The 13,490-nt window shown below is 68.7% G+C and carries 15 protein-coding genes; 8 read left to right on the top strand and 7 right to left on the bottom strand.

Going from position 1 to position 13,490, the window contains the following annotated elements; all coding sequences use genetic code 11:
• Window positions 1-32: 32 nt before the first annotated feature.
• The gene (locus tag KDK82_RS18185) at window positions 33-413 is read right to left on the bottom strand and encodes an HPF/RaiA family ribosome-associated protein (protein ID WP_012202850.1); all 381 of its coding nucleotides are present in this window, start codon (window positions 411-413) and stop codon (window positions 33-35) included.
• Between the two features lie 372 nt (window positions 414-785).
• Here KDK82_RS18185 and KDK82_RS18180 point away from each other — a divergent pair, with 372 nt between their 5' ends.
• A complete protein-coding gene (locus KDK82_RS18180) occupies window positions 786-1,667 on the top strand; it encodes a gamma-glutamyl-gamma-aminobutyrate hydrolase family protein (RefSeq protein WP_012202849.1) in 882 nt (293 codons plus the stop codon).
• On the opposite strand, the gene KDK82_RS18175 is transcribed toward KDK82_RS18180, so the two are convergent.
• Window positions 1,569-2,588: a LysR family transcriptional regulator gene (locus KDK82_RS18175; protein ID WP_088165819.1), complete on the bottom strand. Its 1,020-nt coding sequence runs from the start codon at window positions 2,586-2,588 to the stop codon at window positions 1,569-1,571. The genes KDK82_RS18180 and KDK82_RS18175 overlap by 99 nt on opposite strands.
• A 76-nt stretch (window positions 2,589-2,664) precedes the next feature.
• Here KDK82_RS18175 and KDK82_RS18170 point away from each other — a divergent pair, with 76 nt between their 5' ends.
• Both KDK82_RS18170 and KDK82_RS18165 read left to right on the top strand, forming a co-directional pair.
• Entirely contained in the window at window positions 2,665-3,006 is a 342-nt protein-coding gene (locus tag KDK82_RS18170; protein WP_012202847.1) for a protocatechuate 4,5-dioxygenase subunit alpha, read from the top strand.
• Between the two features lie 47 nt (window positions 3,007-3,053).
• Window positions 3,054-3,899: a class III extradiol dioxygenase family protein gene (locus KDK82_RS18165; protein ID WP_047326366.1), complete on the top strand. Its 846-nt coding sequence runs from the start codon at window positions 3,054-3,056 to the stop codon at window positions 3,897-3,899.
• Window positions 3,900-3,985: 86 nt separating this feature from the next.
• Here the strand turns inward: KDK82_RS18165 and KDK82_RS18160 are convergent, their stop codons facing one another.
• Window positions 3,986-4,456 (bottom strand): peptidylprolyl isomerase, encoded by a 471-nt coding sequence (locus KDK82_RS18160; RefSeq protein ID WP_034399899.1) that lies wholly within the window; start codon window positions 4,454-4,456, stop codon window positions 3,986-3,988.
• A gap of 111 nt (window positions 4,457-4,567) precedes the next feature.
• Window positions 4,568-5,470 (bottom strand): LysR family transcriptional regulator, encoded by a 903-nt coding sequence (locus KDK82_RS18155; RefSeq protein WP_043825400.1) that lies wholly within the window; start codon window positions 5,468-5,470, stop codon window positions 4,568-4,570.
• A gap of 100 nt (window positions 5,471-5,570) precedes the next feature.
• On the opposite strand from KDK82_RS18155, the gene KDK82_RS18150 reads away from it, so the two are divergent.
• Genes KDK82_RS18150 through KDK82_RS18140 form a run of 3 tightly spaced genes read left to right on the top strand, consistent with a single transcriptional unit; the run spans window position 5,571 to window position 8,431 of the window.
• Entirely contained in the window at window positions 5,571-6,587 is a 1,017-nt protein-coding gene (locus KDK82_RS18150) for a tripartite tricarboxylate transporter substrate binding protein (protein WP_088165818.1), read from the top strand.
• Between the two features lie 16 nt (window positions 6,588-6,603).
• Window positions 6,604-7,962 (top strand): lyase family protein, encoded by a 1,359-nt coding sequence (locus KDK82_RS18145; RefSeq protein WP_088165817.1) that lies wholly within the window; start codon window positions 6,604-6,606, stop codon window positions 7,960-7,962.
• 16 nt (window positions 7,963-7,978) lie between these two features.
• Window positions 7,979-8,431 (top strand): carboxymuconolactone decarboxylase family protein, encoded by a 453-nt coding sequence (locus KDK82_RS18140; protein ID WP_088165816.1) that lies wholly within the window; start codon window positions 7,979-7,981, stop codon window positions 8,429-8,431.
• Window positions 8,432-8,447: 16 nt separating this feature from the next.
• Here KDK82_RS18140 and KDK82_RS18135 read toward each other — a convergent pair whose 3' ends face one another.
• Window positions 8,448-9,494, bottom strand: coding sequence for a pirin family protein (locus tag KDK82_RS18135; RefSeq protein ID WP_088165815.1), 1,047 nt, complete (start codon window positions 9,492-9,494; stop codon window positions 8,448-8,450).
• A 132-nt stretch (window positions 9,495-9,626) separates the two neighbouring features.
• A complete protein-coding gene (locus KDK82_RS18130) occupies window positions 9,627-10,349 on the bottom strand; it encodes a glutathione S-transferase C-terminal domain-containing protein (RefSeq protein ID WP_088165814.1) in 723 nt (240 codons plus the stop codon).
• 142 nt (window positions 10,350-10,491) lie between these two features.
• Here KDK82_RS18130 and KDK82_RS18125 point away from each other — a divergent pair, with 142 nt between their 5' ends.
• Window positions 10,492-11,478: a tripartite tricarboxylate transporter substrate binding protein gene (locus KDK82_RS18125; protein ID WP_013804548.1), complete on the top strand. Its 987-nt coding sequence runs from the start codon at window positions 10,492-10,494 to the stop codon at window positions 11,476-11,478.
• A gap of 27 nt (window positions 11,479-11,505) precedes the next feature.
• On the opposite strand, the gene KDK82_RS18120 is transcribed toward KDK82_RS18125, so the two are convergent.
• A complete protein-coding gene (locus KDK82_RS18120) occupies window positions 11,506-12,054 on the bottom strand; it encodes a DUF1439 domain-containing protein (RefSeq protein ID WP_088165813.1) in 549 nt (182 codons plus the stop codon).
• A gap of 294 nt (window positions 12,055-12,348) precedes the next feature.
• Here KDK82_RS18120 and KDK82_RS18115 point away from each other — a divergent pair, with 294 nt between their 5' ends.
• Window positions 12,349-13,425, top strand: coding sequence for a porin (locus KDK82_RS18115; RefSeq protein ID WP_088165812.1), 1,077 nt, complete (start codon window positions 12,349-12,351; stop codon window positions 13,423-13,425).
• Window positions 13,426-13,490: the final 65 nt, after the last annotated feature.

Below are 13,490 nucleotides of genomic sequence, written 5' to 3'. Positions count from 1 at the left end.
CCTTGCCGTTTGTGTTGCGGGAATTTCGAGGGTCAGGCCGGGCTGGCCGCATCCACCTCGGTGCCGTCTTCCACGCCGCGAACGCTCTCGCGGCCGTTCTTGTCCTTGAGCTTGCCCAGGTCGGTCTCCACGGCCCGCTTCAGCTTTTCAATGGCCGCGTTGAAGGCATCCTTGACCTTTTCAGCCTCGGCGTTCACGGCGATCGGCGGGCGGCCATTGGCCCGGGTCTCCAGAACGCAGCGCTTGCCGGGAGCGCCCGAGGTCTTGAGCGCATCGACGCCGGTGAGGAAAACCTCCACGCGTACCACGTAGTCCTTGAATCTCGCCAGCTTGGCGTTGATCTCTTCCTGCGCCCATTGCGCCAAGGACTCGCCACCCTGGATCGAATCGTCGGCATGAACCTGAACTTGCATGCATATCCTCCTAGTCGCCAAAAGCCGCACCACCGGCGCGGCGGGGTTGTCGGGGCCATTGATGAACTGGCGAATCCATCGTAACGCCATGCGGGCTGCCTGCACAGCAAGTCGCACCCTGCGTCGTCAGGTTTTTCGCGCTGCAGCATCCGCAGCCCCAACCCCTGCCTACAGGCTACACCCGCAGGCGGGGCGCCTGCACGAATGGACTGAAAAAGCTTGAGATGCCTCAAGACAACTCTTGCATTCACCTACACCTATTTGCAGTGATGGCCCTGCGCCGGTCGCGGGCGTTCAACCCCTTCCTACAGGTCGCAGGCACGATTGGGCTTACAACGTGACCATCAGGACTTTCCCCTTGCCCACCACCCCATGAGCCCACTTGCCTCACGCCGCCTCAAGATCGGCCTTTCGGCCTGTTTCTCCCATGCGGACCCGCAGCGTCCGCTTTTCACGGGCAAGACGCTGCAGTACGTGGAGCAATCGATAGCGCACTGGATCATGTCGGCCGGCGCCATGGTGGTGATGGTGCCCTGCCCCACAGGCGAGACCGCGCGCGGCGACGTGACGCTGGAGCACTATGCCGAGTGGCTGGACGGCGTGGTCATGCACGGCGGCGCCGATGTCTGGCCCGGCAGCTATGGCGAGGAACCCATGCGCCCCGAATGGCTGGGCGACCGCGTGCGCGACCTCTACGACCTGGCCGTGGTCGAGGCGTTTTCCCAGGCCGGCAAGCCCATCTTCGGCGTCTGCCGCGGTCTGCAGCTGATCAACGTGGCCTTCGGCGGAACGCTCTACCAGGACATCGAGACCCAGGTGCCCGGCTCGCAGCTGCACCGCAATCCCACCGAGTACGACCGCCACTACCACGACATCGCCATCGTGCCCGGCAGCCGGCTGGAGGCGCTGTACCCCACGCTGGACCGCGCACGCGTGAACAGCATCCACCACCAGGGCATCAAGGACGTGGCGCCCGAGTTCGATGTGGAGGCCTGGAGCCTGCCCGACCGCATTCCCGAGGCCATCTTCCGCAAGCCCGGCACGCTCAAGAGCTATATCGCGGCCACGCAGTGGCACCCCGAATTCCAGTTCCGCAACCCGGACACCAGCACGCTGGATGACAGCGTGCTGCTGCGCGACTTCCTGGCCGCCTGCTCACGCGCCCGCGTGAGCCCGGCCGTGAGCCACAGCCCCTTCCAGATCCGCAACCGCGCAGCACGCCTGCTGCGCCGCGCCTTGCTTCGCAGGCATTGACGGCCCGGCGCCGCCAAGCGCCTGCGCCACCACCTGCTGCAACTGCCCGCGCAGCCACGCATGGGCGGGATCGGCCTGGTGGCGCGTGTGCCAGATCATGAACATGGGCAGCGGCGGGCAGTCCACGGGTACGGCAAAGCTGGCCAGCGATGACAGGGCCGTGCGGCCCAGCAGCGACGGCGCCGTCGCCAGCAGCGGCGTGCCGCGCACAAAGGCGGCCAGCGCCGCAAAGCCCGGCACGCGCACGGCAAAGCGGCGCTCCAGCCCGCGCGCCTGCAGTTGCAGGTCCAGGTCCAGCGCCTGGCGGTCGGCATAGGCCACGGTGGCGTGGTCGGCCTGCAGATAGTCGGCCAGGCTGGCTGGCGGCTGTCGCACGGCGCTGTCATAGAAGACTGCGTACTCATCGCTGAACAGGCGCTTTTGCACGATGTCCGTGGCATCGGGCGGGCGCGGGCTGATGGCCAGCAGGCAGGCGTCCGAGCGCAGCAGTTCGGCATCCGGCGCGCCGCTGTCGATCACGCGCAGCATGGCTGCGGGCGCTTGCGTGCGCAGGCGCCGGGCCAGCGCGGGCAGCAGCAACTCGCGCTGCAGATCGTTGGCGGCAATGGTGATCTCGGCACGCCAGTGCGCGGGGTCAAAGCTGGGCCCCTGGCCGAACTGCTGCATCTGCCGCAGCAGCTCGCGCGCCGGGGCCTGCAGCGCCAGCGCATGGGCCGTGGGCGCAATGCCCCGCCCCTGCCGCACGAACAATCGGTCGCCCGTGATGGCGCGCAGCTTGTCCAGCAGATGGCTGACGGCCGATTGCGTCACGCCCAGGCGCTGCGCCGCCGCCGTGACGCTGCCGGTCTCCAGCACGGCCAGCAGCAGCTGCAGCAGCCTGCCATCGAGCTGCGATCCATCGATTTGTCTCATGCATTCCATGATTGGCCGCCGCTTTATCTTTGGCAACGCGGGCCGGACACTGCCGCTGATCCAACGCAAATACCGGAGACAAAACATGGCCGATCAGCCGCAGATTCCCGGCACCACCCTGTTCGACGGCAGGCAGGCCCGCAAGGGCTATGCGCTCAACAGCATGTGCTTTTCCTTCAACGAGCTGGCCAACCGCCAGGCCTTCCTGGCCGACGAGGAGGCCTATATGCGCAGCTACGGGCTGAACCAGGAGCAGGCCGATGCCGTGCGCGCCCGCAACGTGCTGCAGATGATCGCGGCCGGCGGCAACGCCTACTACCTGGCCAAGCTGGCCGGCATCTTCCACCTGGACATGCAGGACATAGGCGCCCAGCAGACCGGCATGACCAAGGCCGAATTCCAGGCCCTGCTGCGCTCGCACGCCTGAGCCCCGCCGCAGACCACACGCAAGACACAGCACAGGAGACACCCACCATGGCACATCTCATCGGCGGCCTCGGCACCTCGCACATTCCCGCCATCGGCAACGCCATCCACAAGGGCCTGCAGAACGAGCCCTACTGGAAGCCCTTCTTCGACGGCTTCCCGCCCATCCGCGAATGGCTGGCCGCCCAGCGCCCCGACGTGGTGGTGATGTTCTACAACGACCACGGCCTGAACTTCTTCCTCGACAAGATGCCCACCTTCGCCGTGGGCGCGGCCGAGCGCTACTGCAACGCCGACGAAGGCTGGGGCATTCCCACGCTGGCACCGCTGCGCGGCCACACGGAGCTGTCATGGCACCTGATCGAGTCTCTGGTGGGCGAGGATTTCGACGTGGTCAGCTGCCAGGAAATGCTGGTGGACCACGCCTGCACGCTGCCGCTCAAGCTGTTCTGGCCCGAGGGCGACTGCCCTGTGGCCGTCGTGCCGGTGTGCATCAACACCGTGCAGTTCCCGCTGCCCTCGGCACGCCGCTGCTATGCGCTGGGGCAGGCCGTGGGCCGGGCGATTGCGCGCTGGAACAGCGACCAGCGCGTGGCCGTCATTGCCTCAGGAGGCCTGTCGCACCAGCTCGATGGCGAGCGTGCGGGCTTCATCAACAAGGCCTTCGACCTGCAGTTCCTTGAAAGCATGGCCACCAATCCCGAATGGGCCACGCAGTTCAGCGTGCATGAACTGGTGGAAAAGACCGGCACCCAGGGTGTGGAACTGCTGATGTGGCTGGCCATGCGCGGCGCCCTGTCCGCGGCTGCGCCCGGCGTGCGCCGCGTGCACGGCAACTACCACATACCGATCTCCAACACCGCCACGGCGCTGCTGGCGCTGGAGGCGGTCTAGTCGGAAAACACAAAGGCCGCCGGGCATGCCAGGCGGCCTTTGTGCTTTGCGGGGCGTGCGGACCGGGTATATCCCGGCCCTGCCTCTCAATGGTGGTGGCCGTGGCCGCCGTGCACGTGGCGGTGCTCGATTTCCTCGGGCTTGGCCGCGCGCACTTCGGTGACCTTGCAGGCAAAGTGCAGCGCCATGCCGGCCAGCGGGTGGTTGCCGTCCAGCAGCACCACGGGGCCCTTGATCTTGACCACGTGGTAGATCTGGGGCTGGCCCTGGTCATCCGTGCCGCGCAGCTGGCCGCCGACCTTCACGCCGGGCGGGAACTCGCCCTTGGGAATGGTGCGCGTCAGGCTCTCGTCGCGCGCGCCGAAGGCGTCTTCCACGGCCAGGTCCACGGTCAGCGTGTCGCCCACGGCCTTGCCGTCCAGGGCGGCTTCCACCTTGGCGAAGATGTTGTCGTAGCCGCCGTGCAGATAGGCCACGTCGCCCTTGTCGAGCAATTTGCCCAGCTTGTCGGTGATCTTGTAGTTGATGGTGACGGCGGTGTCTTTGGTGATGTTCATGGCAAAGGCCTTGGAAAACCGCAGCGCAGAAGGCGCGCCGCGCAAAGCTGCCATTGTCGGCGACCTGGGGCATTCCAGCGTCGCGGCCGTGGGTTCACCGGCCGCCCGACCTCAAGCCAGGCACTCGCGCGCACATTCGAGCAGGCTGCGCGCCCAGCGCGCGCGGGCCGAGGTGTTGAGCCACAGCAGGCCCACCTTGCGCGCATCGGCGGGGCGGGAGCCGGCGCCGTCCGCAGCGGCGCCCTGCTCCGGCAGCGCCAGCACGCGCACGTCGCGTCCCTGGGAGAGCACGGGGCCTATGTCGGGCACCAGGCCCACGCCCAGGCCCTGGTCCACCATCATGGCCACGGCCAGCACCGAGTTCAGTTCCATGCGCTCCAGCGGCGCAATGCCCTGGGCGCGCAGGTAGCGGTCGGCCAGCCGGCCACCGGCCAGGGAACGGTCATAGCGCACCAGGGGCCGGGTGCGCAGCAGGGCCAGCGGGTCCTGCTGCGCATCGCGGGCGCGGCACAGCACGACCAAAGGCTCCTGGCGCAGCTCGGCCCAGCACACGGTCTTGGGCAGGTCGAACGAGGGTTGCAGGCAGATCAGCACGTCCAGCTCGGACTGGACCAGGGCCGTGTACAGCTCGGGCGTGAGGCCGGCGCGCACGCTGATGCGCACCTCGGCGTGACGCGCCACGAAGGCCCGCATCACGGCGGGCACAAAGCCGTGCAGCGCCGTGTTCACGGTGCCCAGCCGCAGCTCGCCGCCGTCCGCGTCCGAGGCCACCCATTCGCGCAGGCCCTCGAAGTCCTGCAGCAGCTGGCGGCCGCGCTCGAACAGCCGCTCGCCCGCCTCGGTGGCGCGCACGCTGCGGCCATGGCGCACCAGCAGCGGCGCACCCAGCTCGCCTTCCAGCACGCGCATCTGCTGGGCAATGGCCGAGGGGCTCAGGTCCAGCTGGCGAGCGGCCTCGGACATGGAGCCGGTGTCCACCACTCTCAAGAAATTGTGTATGTATCTCACGTCCATTTCACACATTTTCTTGAATCACAACGCAGATGCAACTGCTGTTTTCCCAGGCTGCGCTGCACCACACTGCGTGACAACGACTATTTCAGGAGACAGACGCATGGATTCCCGGCCCACCTCTCAAACCGCTCAAGCCTCTCAGACCTCTTTGCCGCGCCGGATGTGGCTGTCCACCGCCGCCGCCGCGCTGGCCGCCTGTGCGCTGCCGGCCTGGGCCCAAAAGCGCGGCAGCCGACTGGTGGTGCCGTTTGCGCCAGGCGGCGGCAACGATGTGTTTGCGCGGCAGATGGCGCATGGCCTCAACGAGTCCTTCGGCTACGGGATGATCGTGGAGAACAAGGCCGGCGCGGGGGGCAACCTGGGCACGGAAGCCGTGGTGCGTGCGGCGGGCGACGGCAGCACCTGGCTGCTGGGCCATACGGGCACGGTGTCCATCAATCCCTCGCTGTATCCGGGCCTCAAGTTCAATGCGGCCACCGATCTGCAGCCGGTGGCCATGTTCGCCTCGTCGGCCCTGCTGCTGGTGGTGCCGGCTTCCTCGCCCGTGCGCAGCGTGGCCGACCTGGCCGAGCAGATGCGCAAGCGCAGCGGCGAGATGAACTACGCCTCCAGCGGCTCGGGCACGGGCGGCCACCTGACGGGCGAGATGTTCGCCCACGCGCTGGGCGCCAAGGCCATCCACGTGCCGTACAAGGGCACGGCCCCGTCGCTGACCGACCTGGTGGGCGGCAATGTGGACTTCAGCTTTGGCGTGATTCCCGCGGCCATGGCCCTGGTGAAGGCCGGCAAGCTGCGCGCCCTGGCCGTGACCGGCGCCAAACGCCAGCCCCAGCTGCCCGACGTGCCCACGGTGGCCGAGTCCGGCGTGCGTGCGCTGGCCGAATTCGAGAGCTCGCTGACCTACGGCATCCTCGCGCCCAAGGGCACGCCTGCCGAGACGGTGCGCGCACTGGGGCGCGACATCCTCAAGGTGGCGTCTGCCGAGTCCTTCCAGTCGCGCCTGGGCATCGAGGGGGCCGTGCCGCTGCTGGGCGATGGCGCGCAGTACGCGGCCCGCATCCAGGTGGAGAGCGCCAAGTGGGCGGCCGTGATCAAGGCCTCGGGCGCCACGGCCTGAGACCGGCAAGGACAGCATGTCATTGGTGAAGGACTATCTGGGCCCCGCCGACAGCGGCCATTGGTTTGCAGACGCGCGCTGGCTGCAGGCGCTGCTGCGCTTCGAGAGCGCGCTGGCCCAGGCCCAGGCCGACTGCGGCCTGGTGCCGCGCCCGGCCGCCGAGGCCATTGCGCGCGCCTGCGCGCAGGCGCCGCTCACGTGCGAAGGCGTGGTGGAGCAGGCACGCGCCAGCGGCGCGCTGGGCCTGGCCGTGGTGCGGCCGCTGCAGCAGTGGCTGCAGGCCCACGCCCCGGAAGGCCTGCCCTGGCTGCACTGGGGTGCGACCACGCAGGACGCCGTGGACACGGCGCAGGCCCTGCTCACGCAGCAGGCCCTGCAGGCGCTGCTGGCCGAGCTGGGCGCGCTGCAGTCCGCACTGCAGGCCCTGGCCCGCACGCACGCGGCCACGCCCATGCTGGCGCGCAGCTTGCTGCAGCCCGCGCAGATCACCAGCTTCGGCTTCAAGTGCGCGCAGTCGGCAGCCGCCGTGGGGCGCAGCATCGAACAGCTCGAAAGGCTTGCCGCCGCTGCGCTGTGCGTGCAATTGGGCGGCGCCGTGGGCAATGGCGCCGTGCTGGGAAGCCACCGTGCCGAGGTGGAGCAGGCACTGGCCCGGCGCCTGGGCCTGTCGGCCTGCGGCCGCAGCTGGCATACCCAGCGCGACGACTGGATGCGCCTGGCCATGGAGGCCGCCATATGCGGCGGCAGCCTGGCCAAGCTGGCCAAGGACTGGTCGCTGATGTCGCAGTACGAGGTGGGCGAGGTCAGCGAGGCGCCGCGCGGCAGCACCTCCAGCGCCATGCCGCACAAGCGCAATCCCGTGCACCTGATGCAGGCGGTGGCACAGGCCCAGGCCATCCCCCAGCTCGCGGCCCTGCTGCTGGGCTGCATGGCCCAGGCCCATGAGCGCGCGCTGGGCGAGTGGCAGGCCGAGGTCGCGCACTGGCCCGACCTGTGGCGCCATGTGCATGGCGCCGCCGCCGCATTGCGCCAGGCCGCGCAGTCGCTGCAGGTGCATCCGCAGCGCATGCTGAGCCATGTGCGGGGCCTGCACGGACTGGTGTTTTCAGAGGCCTGCGTGCACGCCATGGCGCCCTGGACGGGCAAGCCCGAGGCTCTGGCCGCCGTGGAACTGCTGGCCCCGCAGGCGCTGGAGCAGGGGCGCGAGCTGCGCCTGCTGCTGGCCGAATGGGCCGCGCCCCGGCTGGACGCAGCAGCTCTGCAAGCGCTGCAAGATGCGCTGGCCCGGGCCTGCGACCCGGCCCGCGCCGTGCAGGCATCGCATGATGCATGCCTGGCGCTGCTGGCGGCGCCGCAGACCCATGCCATTGCTTGAGACAGGAACCCCCGCCATGACCGAATCTTCCGCCGACGCCCTGCAGCGCGGCCTTGCCAACCGCCGCCGCGTGCTGGGCGATGAATGGGTGGACCAATCCGTGGCGCGCGCCAACGAACTGAATGTGGAGTTCCAGCGCATGATCACGGCCTATGCCTGGGACGGCATCTGGAGCCGCCCCGGCCTGGAGCGCCGCACGCGCCGCATCATGGTGCTGGCCATCACGGCATCCATGGGCCGCTGGGAAGAGTTCGAGCTGCACATCCGCACGGGCCTGCTGGCCGACCCGGCCGATGCCGAGGCCGCGCCGCTGGATCTGGACACCATCCGCGAAGTGCTGCTGCAGACCGCCGTCTATGCCGGCGTGCCCGCAGGCAACACCGGCATGGCCATCACGCTGAAGATCCTCAAGGAGCTGGGGCGCACGCCCGCGCCGGCCAGCTTTCATCCACCCGCAGACACGGCCTGACGCGGCCTGACCGGACTCAGGCGGCTGGAGGCTGCTCCTCGACCGCAGCGCCCGGGTAGCGCGCAAAGCGCCGGTTCTCTGCGCCATGCACCGGGTCCTGCTCGGCCCAGGGCCATCCGCCGAACTGGGTGCGCCGGTAGTCCTGCATGGCCTGCATGATTTCCTGCTGCGTGTTCATCACGAAGGGGCCGTACTGCGCCACGCTCTCGCCAATGGGGCGGCCTTGCAGCACCAGGCATTCCACGGCGTCGGCGCCGCTGTTGTGCAGTTCCCAGTCCTGCGTGGCATCCACATGCAGGGCCGCATGCTGGGCCAGCGCCGTGGGCCCGACCTGCAGTGCCTGGCCAGCAAAGAAATACAGCATGCGCTGCGTGTCCACGCCGGCTGCGCGCGGCAGCGTCCAGCGCGCGCCGGGCTCCAGGCGCAGCGTCCAGATGGCCACGTCGCCCTCGGGTTGCGAGGCCCAGGATTCGGGCGGCGGAGGCAGGGCGGCCGCCGTGCCGGGCAGGCTGCCTGCGACCACGGTGACCACGGTCCTGCGGCCTGCGGCGTCTGCGTGCTCCAGCCGCGGGATGCGCTCGTTCCAGAACATGGTGAAGTGCGGCTCCACCATCTTGGAGCGCGCAGGCAGGTTCAGCCAGATCTGGAACAGCTCCAGCGGATTGGGCGCGTCGCTGTTGAGCAGCGGGAACATCTCCGAATGCTGTATGCCCTTGCCGGCCGTGAGCCACTGCACGTCGCCGCCGCCAAAGCGCGCGGCCGCGCCCAGCGAATCGGAATGGTCGATCAGGCCCTTGCGCACCAGGGTCACGGTCTCGAAGCCGCGGTGCGGGTGGCCGGGAAAGCCCGGCACGCCATCGCCGTGGTACATGGAAAAGCCGTCCTTGCGGCTGAAGTCGCTGCCCATCTGGCGGCCTTCCAGGTCCACGGCCTGCACGCCCAGTCGGCCATCGCTGGGTGGATAGGCGTCGTCATGGTGGGCACAGAACAGGAAGGGGTCCATGGTGGGCCACAGCGGGCCCAGCGGCTGGCTCTGGAGGACGGGGGTGGTGGCTGCGGTCATCGTGGCTCCTGTGAGGCTGCGCCCGCAAGAAAAAAGGGGGCGCTGCATTCTCGGACAGATGCGGCCCCCGCGCCCGTTTTGAAAGCCACCATGGCTGGGACAGTGCGGCCCAGAAATGCAACGCCCGCCGGGTCAGTTGCGCGGCGGCGTCACCAGGCCCTTTTGCACGGCCGGGCGCGCCACGAAGGCGGCCAGCACGCGCTGCAGCTCGAGAAAGCGCTCCCAGCCCAGCAGTTCGGCCGCGTTGTAGCCCTGCTCCACCACCATGTTGCGCACCCAGGGCCACAGGGCGATGTCGGCAATGGTGAACTGCTCGCCCATCACCCAGGCGCGGCCTGTGAGGCGGCGCTCCAGCACGCCCAACAGGCGCACGGACTCGTTCACGTAGCGGTCGCGCGGGCGCTTGTCCTCGAAGTCCTTGCCCGCGAATTTGTGGAAGAACCCCAGCTGGCCGAACATGGGGCCGACGCCACCCATCTGGAACATCAGCCACTGCAGCGTTTCATAGCGCGCGGCCGGGTCGGCGGGCAGCAGCGGGCTGCCGGACTTCTCGGCCAGGTAGACCAGGATGGCGCCCGACTCGAACAGCGCCAGCGGCTTTCCGCCCGGACCCTGCGGGTCCAGGATGGCCGGGATCTTGTTGTTGGGAAAGGTGTCCACGAACTCGGGCGAGAGCTGGTCATTGCTCTCGAAGCCCACGCGGTGCGCCTCATACGGCAGGCCCATCTCCTCCAGAGCGATCGACACCTTGACGCCGTTGGGCGTGGGCAGGGAATACAGCTGGATGCGGTCCGGCTGCGTGGCCGGCCACTTGCGCGTGACGGAAAAGGCGGAAAGCGGATTCTGTGAAGTCATGGGGCACCTTGAAGGCTGGACGGGTTCGCCAAGAAATCGATGGCCGCTGCATCGTAACGTTCGGCGCCCAGCCATGCTTGGCACGCTAAATAATGGCGGACCCGGCCCTGCCGCCGGGTCATAACAATCAACGGAGACATGCATGACAAGACATTCCACCCGCCGCCACGCACTGGCCCTGCTCGGCACCACCGCCGCCGCCTGGGCGGCCCTGCCCCTGGTCGCCACAGCGGCCGGCTACCCCGAGCGCCCCGTGACCGTGGTCGTGCCCTACTCGCCCGGCGGCGGCGTGGACATCATCACGCGCCTGGTCACGCCGCCCATGGCCGAGCTGCTGGGCCAGTCCCTGGTGGTGGACAACAAGCCCGGCGGCGGCACCAACATCGGCATGGGCGCGGTGGCACGCGGCGCGGCCGACGGCTACCTGCTGCTGACGGCATCCAACACGCTGACCACCAACAAGGCGCTGTACGCCAAGCTCAATTTCGATCCGCTCAAGGACCTCATCCCGGTGGGCCGCATCGGCGAGGCGCCGCTGGTCGTGGTGGTGAACGCCAAGTCGCCCCACAAGAACCTGGCCGAGCTGATCGCCGCCGGCAAGGCCAAGGCCGGCGCCCTGTCCTATGGCACGGCTGGCGTGGGCAGCTCGGGCCACATGGCCAGCGCCCTGCTGGAGCGCGCAGGCGGCTTCCAGGCCGTGCACATCCCCTACAAGGGCGGCTCGGCCGCCGTGACCGACCTGCTGGGCGGGCGGCTGGACTTCATGGCCATCAACCCGCTGGAGGTGGCAGGCCATGTGGGCAGCGGTGCGCTGCGCGCCCTGGCGGTGCTCAACCACAATGGTTCGCGCCTGCTGCCGGGCGTGCCCACGGCACGTTCGCTGGGAGTGAATGTGCAGGCCACCGTGTGGTGGGGCCTGGTGGCGCCGGCCGGCACGCCGCCGGCCGTGGTGCAGGCGCTGAACCAGGCTTTGAACAAGAGCCTGGCCCAGCCCGCCGTGCTGCAGAAGCTGGCCGACATCGGCGCATCGCCCATGGGCGGCACGCCGGCCGAGTTCGGCGCCTTCATTCAGGCCGAGAGTGCCGAGCTGGGCGAGGTGATTCGCGCCGCCAATATCCGCGCAGACTGAGGCGCGGGCGAAGGTGCGCCGCTGCGCTCAGCGCGGCGCGACGGGCTTCTGGACCAGGGCCACGCTCAGGCCGTCCGGCGTCACCGTGATGGCGCCGGGCTCCATGTTCAGCGAGTCCATCAGGGCCAGTTCCTTGTCCTGCAGCTGGTAGAGCACGAGCTGGCCCAGCGCCTGCTCGGCCAGCGCGCTGGCGTAGGTGGTGAGCATGTCGCTCATGGCGGGCGCCAGATCATTGATGACCAGGCTGTTGACCTTGATCTGGTGGGCGCGCAGCGTGCGGTCCGTGGGCTCGTAGCGCAGCGCGAAGTCCAGGTTCAGATGGCCACCATAGGCTTGCTTGAGCACGGGCCCCGACAGATCGGCCTGCAGCACCGCATTGAGCGCGTTGCGCTCGGGCAGCAATCCCAGCACCGGCGAATGCAGCTTGAGCTGCAGCATGCCGGCCACGGGGAACTGCCGGGGAAAGCGCTGGGCCACCACCTCCTGCAGCCTTTGCCGCGAAACCGAGACATTCCCAGGTCCGGACTTTCCCGAACATCCGGTCGCGGCCAGGCTCCAGCCCGCTGCCACGACCATCAATAAAAAGCGGCGATTCATCACGACAGCACAAGCCTCAGAAAGCCCGACACGAAACCCTGAAGCGCCATGCATGCCATACGCATGGCGCTATGTTTTTTGAGAGCGACATTGTCCCGCCAGGGGCTATTCCCTGTCCCTGCAGTGGGTGTTGCCCGGCACCTGCGCGCAGCCACTTCGAGAACGAAACGACATAGCAGCTAGTGCCCGCCGGACATAGGCAGTACCGGCTCCCATACGGAAACTCGGCCGCTCGCAAAGTTCCCGCCTTCCAGAAGAAATCAAGGAGACACCATGAAGAAGAAGAACATCGCCCTCGCCCTGCTGGCCACAGGCTGCGCGGCCGGCCCCGCCCTGGCGCAGTCCACCAGCAGCGTGAGCCTGTACGGCATCATCGACGTGTCGGTGCGCGCGCAAAGCGGCCTGTCGGGCGCCAATGCGCCGGCTGCGGGCAGCATGGGCTCGGTCAACAGCGGCGTGGGTCCCACCAGCCGCTGGGGCATACGCGGCAGCGAGGACCTGGGCGGCGGCCTGCGCGCCATCTTCAACCTCGAATCCACGCTGGGCGCCGACGTGGGCGGCATCGGCGGCGTGGCCGGCACCTTCGACCGGGCGGCCATCGTGGGCCTGGCCGGCCACTGGGGCACGGTCACGGCTGGCCGGCAGAACACGCTGATCTCCGACTCCGTGGGCCTGGTCGATCCCATCGCCCTGCGCTTTGCGGGCCTGAACCCCAACATCCAGGTCACCAGCCTCACGGGCCACGGCCTCAACAACGAATGGGGCGCCACCAACACCAAGGTGGGCTCCAACCGCGTCAACAACTCCATCAAGTACTCGGGCAGCTTTGGAGGCCTCACGGCGCGCGCCATGTACAGCTTCGGCGAGACCGGCGTGTCGGCCTCGCGCCTGGACACGCGCGGCCTGGGCCTGGACTGGCGCCAGGACGACCTGGTGCTGACCAGTGCCTACACCCAGTTCCATGACGCCAGCGGCCGCACGCTGGACGCCGCCAACATCGGTGGCGCCTGGAGCCGTGGCGACCTGCGCCTGATGCTCAACTACGGCCGCAACAAGGCCGAGACCAGCGACACCGCGAAAACCACGAACAAGATCCTGGCCCTGGGCGCGCGCTACGCCGTCACGCCCGTCATCGGTCTGAACGGCGGCTACTACAAGGTGGACCGCGAGCGCACGGGCCAGGGCGACGACGGCTTCCAGCGCCTGATCGGCTTTGTGGACTACCAGCTGTCCAAGCGCACCAGCCTGTTCCTGGAACTGGACACGACCAAGTGGAAGAACGGATATCAGGGCGCAGGCAACAAGACACGCGCCAGCGGCATCAGCCTGGGTATCACGCACAATTTCTGACCCCCTGAGCGGCTGGCGCCGCTTCCCCCAGGGGACGATGCCCTCGGCTAGGCGCCCCCGCCGCG

Source organism: Delftia sp. K82 (assembly GCF_002193035.1).
Lineage (GTDB): Bacteria > Pseudomonadota > Gammaproteobacteria > Burkholderiales > Burkholderiaceae_C > Comamonas > Comamonas acidovorans.
The sequence above is the reverse complement of the archived record's forward strand: the minus strand, read 5'-3'. Positions and strand labels throughout refer to the sequence as shown.

What these genes read in the sequence shown, in the direction of transcription:
- KDK82_RS18185 (WP_012202850.1), bottom strand. Translation starts at nt 413, where the DNA reads ATGCAAGTTCAGGTTCATGCCGACGATTCGATCCAGGGTGGCGAGTCC.
- KDK82_RS18145 (WP_088165817.1), top strand. Translation starts at nt 6,604, where the DNA reads ATGTCATTGGTGAAGGACTATCTGGGCCCCGCCGACAGCGGCCATTGG.
- KDK82_RS18120 (WP_088165813.1), bottom strand. Translation starts at nt 12,054, where the DNA reads ATGGTCGTGGCAGCGGGCTGGAGCCTGGCCGCGACCGGATGTTCGGGA.
- KDK82_RS18160 (WP_034399899.1), bottom strand. Translation starts at nt 4,456, where the DNA reads ATGAACATCACCAAAGACACCGCCGTCACCATCAACTACAAGATCACC.
- KDK82_RS18125 (WP_013804548.1), top strand. Translation starts at nt 10,492, where the DNA reads ATGACAAGACATTCCACCCGCCGCCACGCACTGGCCCTGCTCGGCACC.
- KDK82_RS18180 (WP_012202849.1), top strand. Translation starts at nt 786, where the DNA reads ATGAGCCCACTTGCCTCACGCCGCCTCAAGATCGGCCTTTCGGCCTGT.
- KDK82_RS18140 (WP_088165816.1), top strand. Translation starts at nt 7,979, where the DNA reads ATGACCGAATCTTCCGCCGACGCCCTGCAGCGCGGCCTTGCCAACCGC.
- KDK82_RS18115 (WP_088165812.1), top strand. Translation starts at nt 12,349, where the DNA reads ATGAAGAAGAAGAACATCGCCCTCGCCCTGCTGGCCACAGGCTGCGCG.
- KDK82_RS18155 (WP_043825400.1), bottom strand. Translation starts at nt 5,470, where the DNA reads ATGGACGTGAGATACATACACAATTTCTTGAGAGTGGTGGACACCGGC.
- KDK82_RS18135 (WP_088165815.1), bottom strand. Translation starts at nt 9,494, where the DNA reads ATGACCGCAGCCACCACCCCCGTCCTCCAGAGCCAGCCGCTGGGCCCG.
- KDK82_RS18170 (WP_012202847.1), top strand. Translation starts at nt 2,665, where the DNA reads ATGGCCGATCAGCCGCAGATTCCCGGCACCACCCTGTTCGACGGCAGG.
- KDK82_RS18150 (WP_088165818.1), top strand. Translation starts at nt 5,571, where the DNA reads ATGGATTCCCGGCCCACCTCTCAAACCGCTCAAGCCTCTCAGACCTCT.
- KDK82_RS18165 (WP_047326366.1), top strand. Translation starts at nt 3,054, where the DNA reads ATGGCACATCTCATCGGCGGCCTCGGCACCTCGCACATTCCCGCCATC.
- KDK82_RS18130 (WP_088165814.1), bottom strand. Translation starts at nt 10,349, where the DNA reads ATGACTTCACAGAATCCGCTTTCCGCCTTTTCCGTCACGCGCAAGTGG.
- KDK82_RS18175 (WP_088165819.1), bottom strand. Translation starts at nt 2,588, where the DNA reads ATGGAATGCATGAGACAAATCGATGGATCGCAGCTCGATGGCAGGCTG.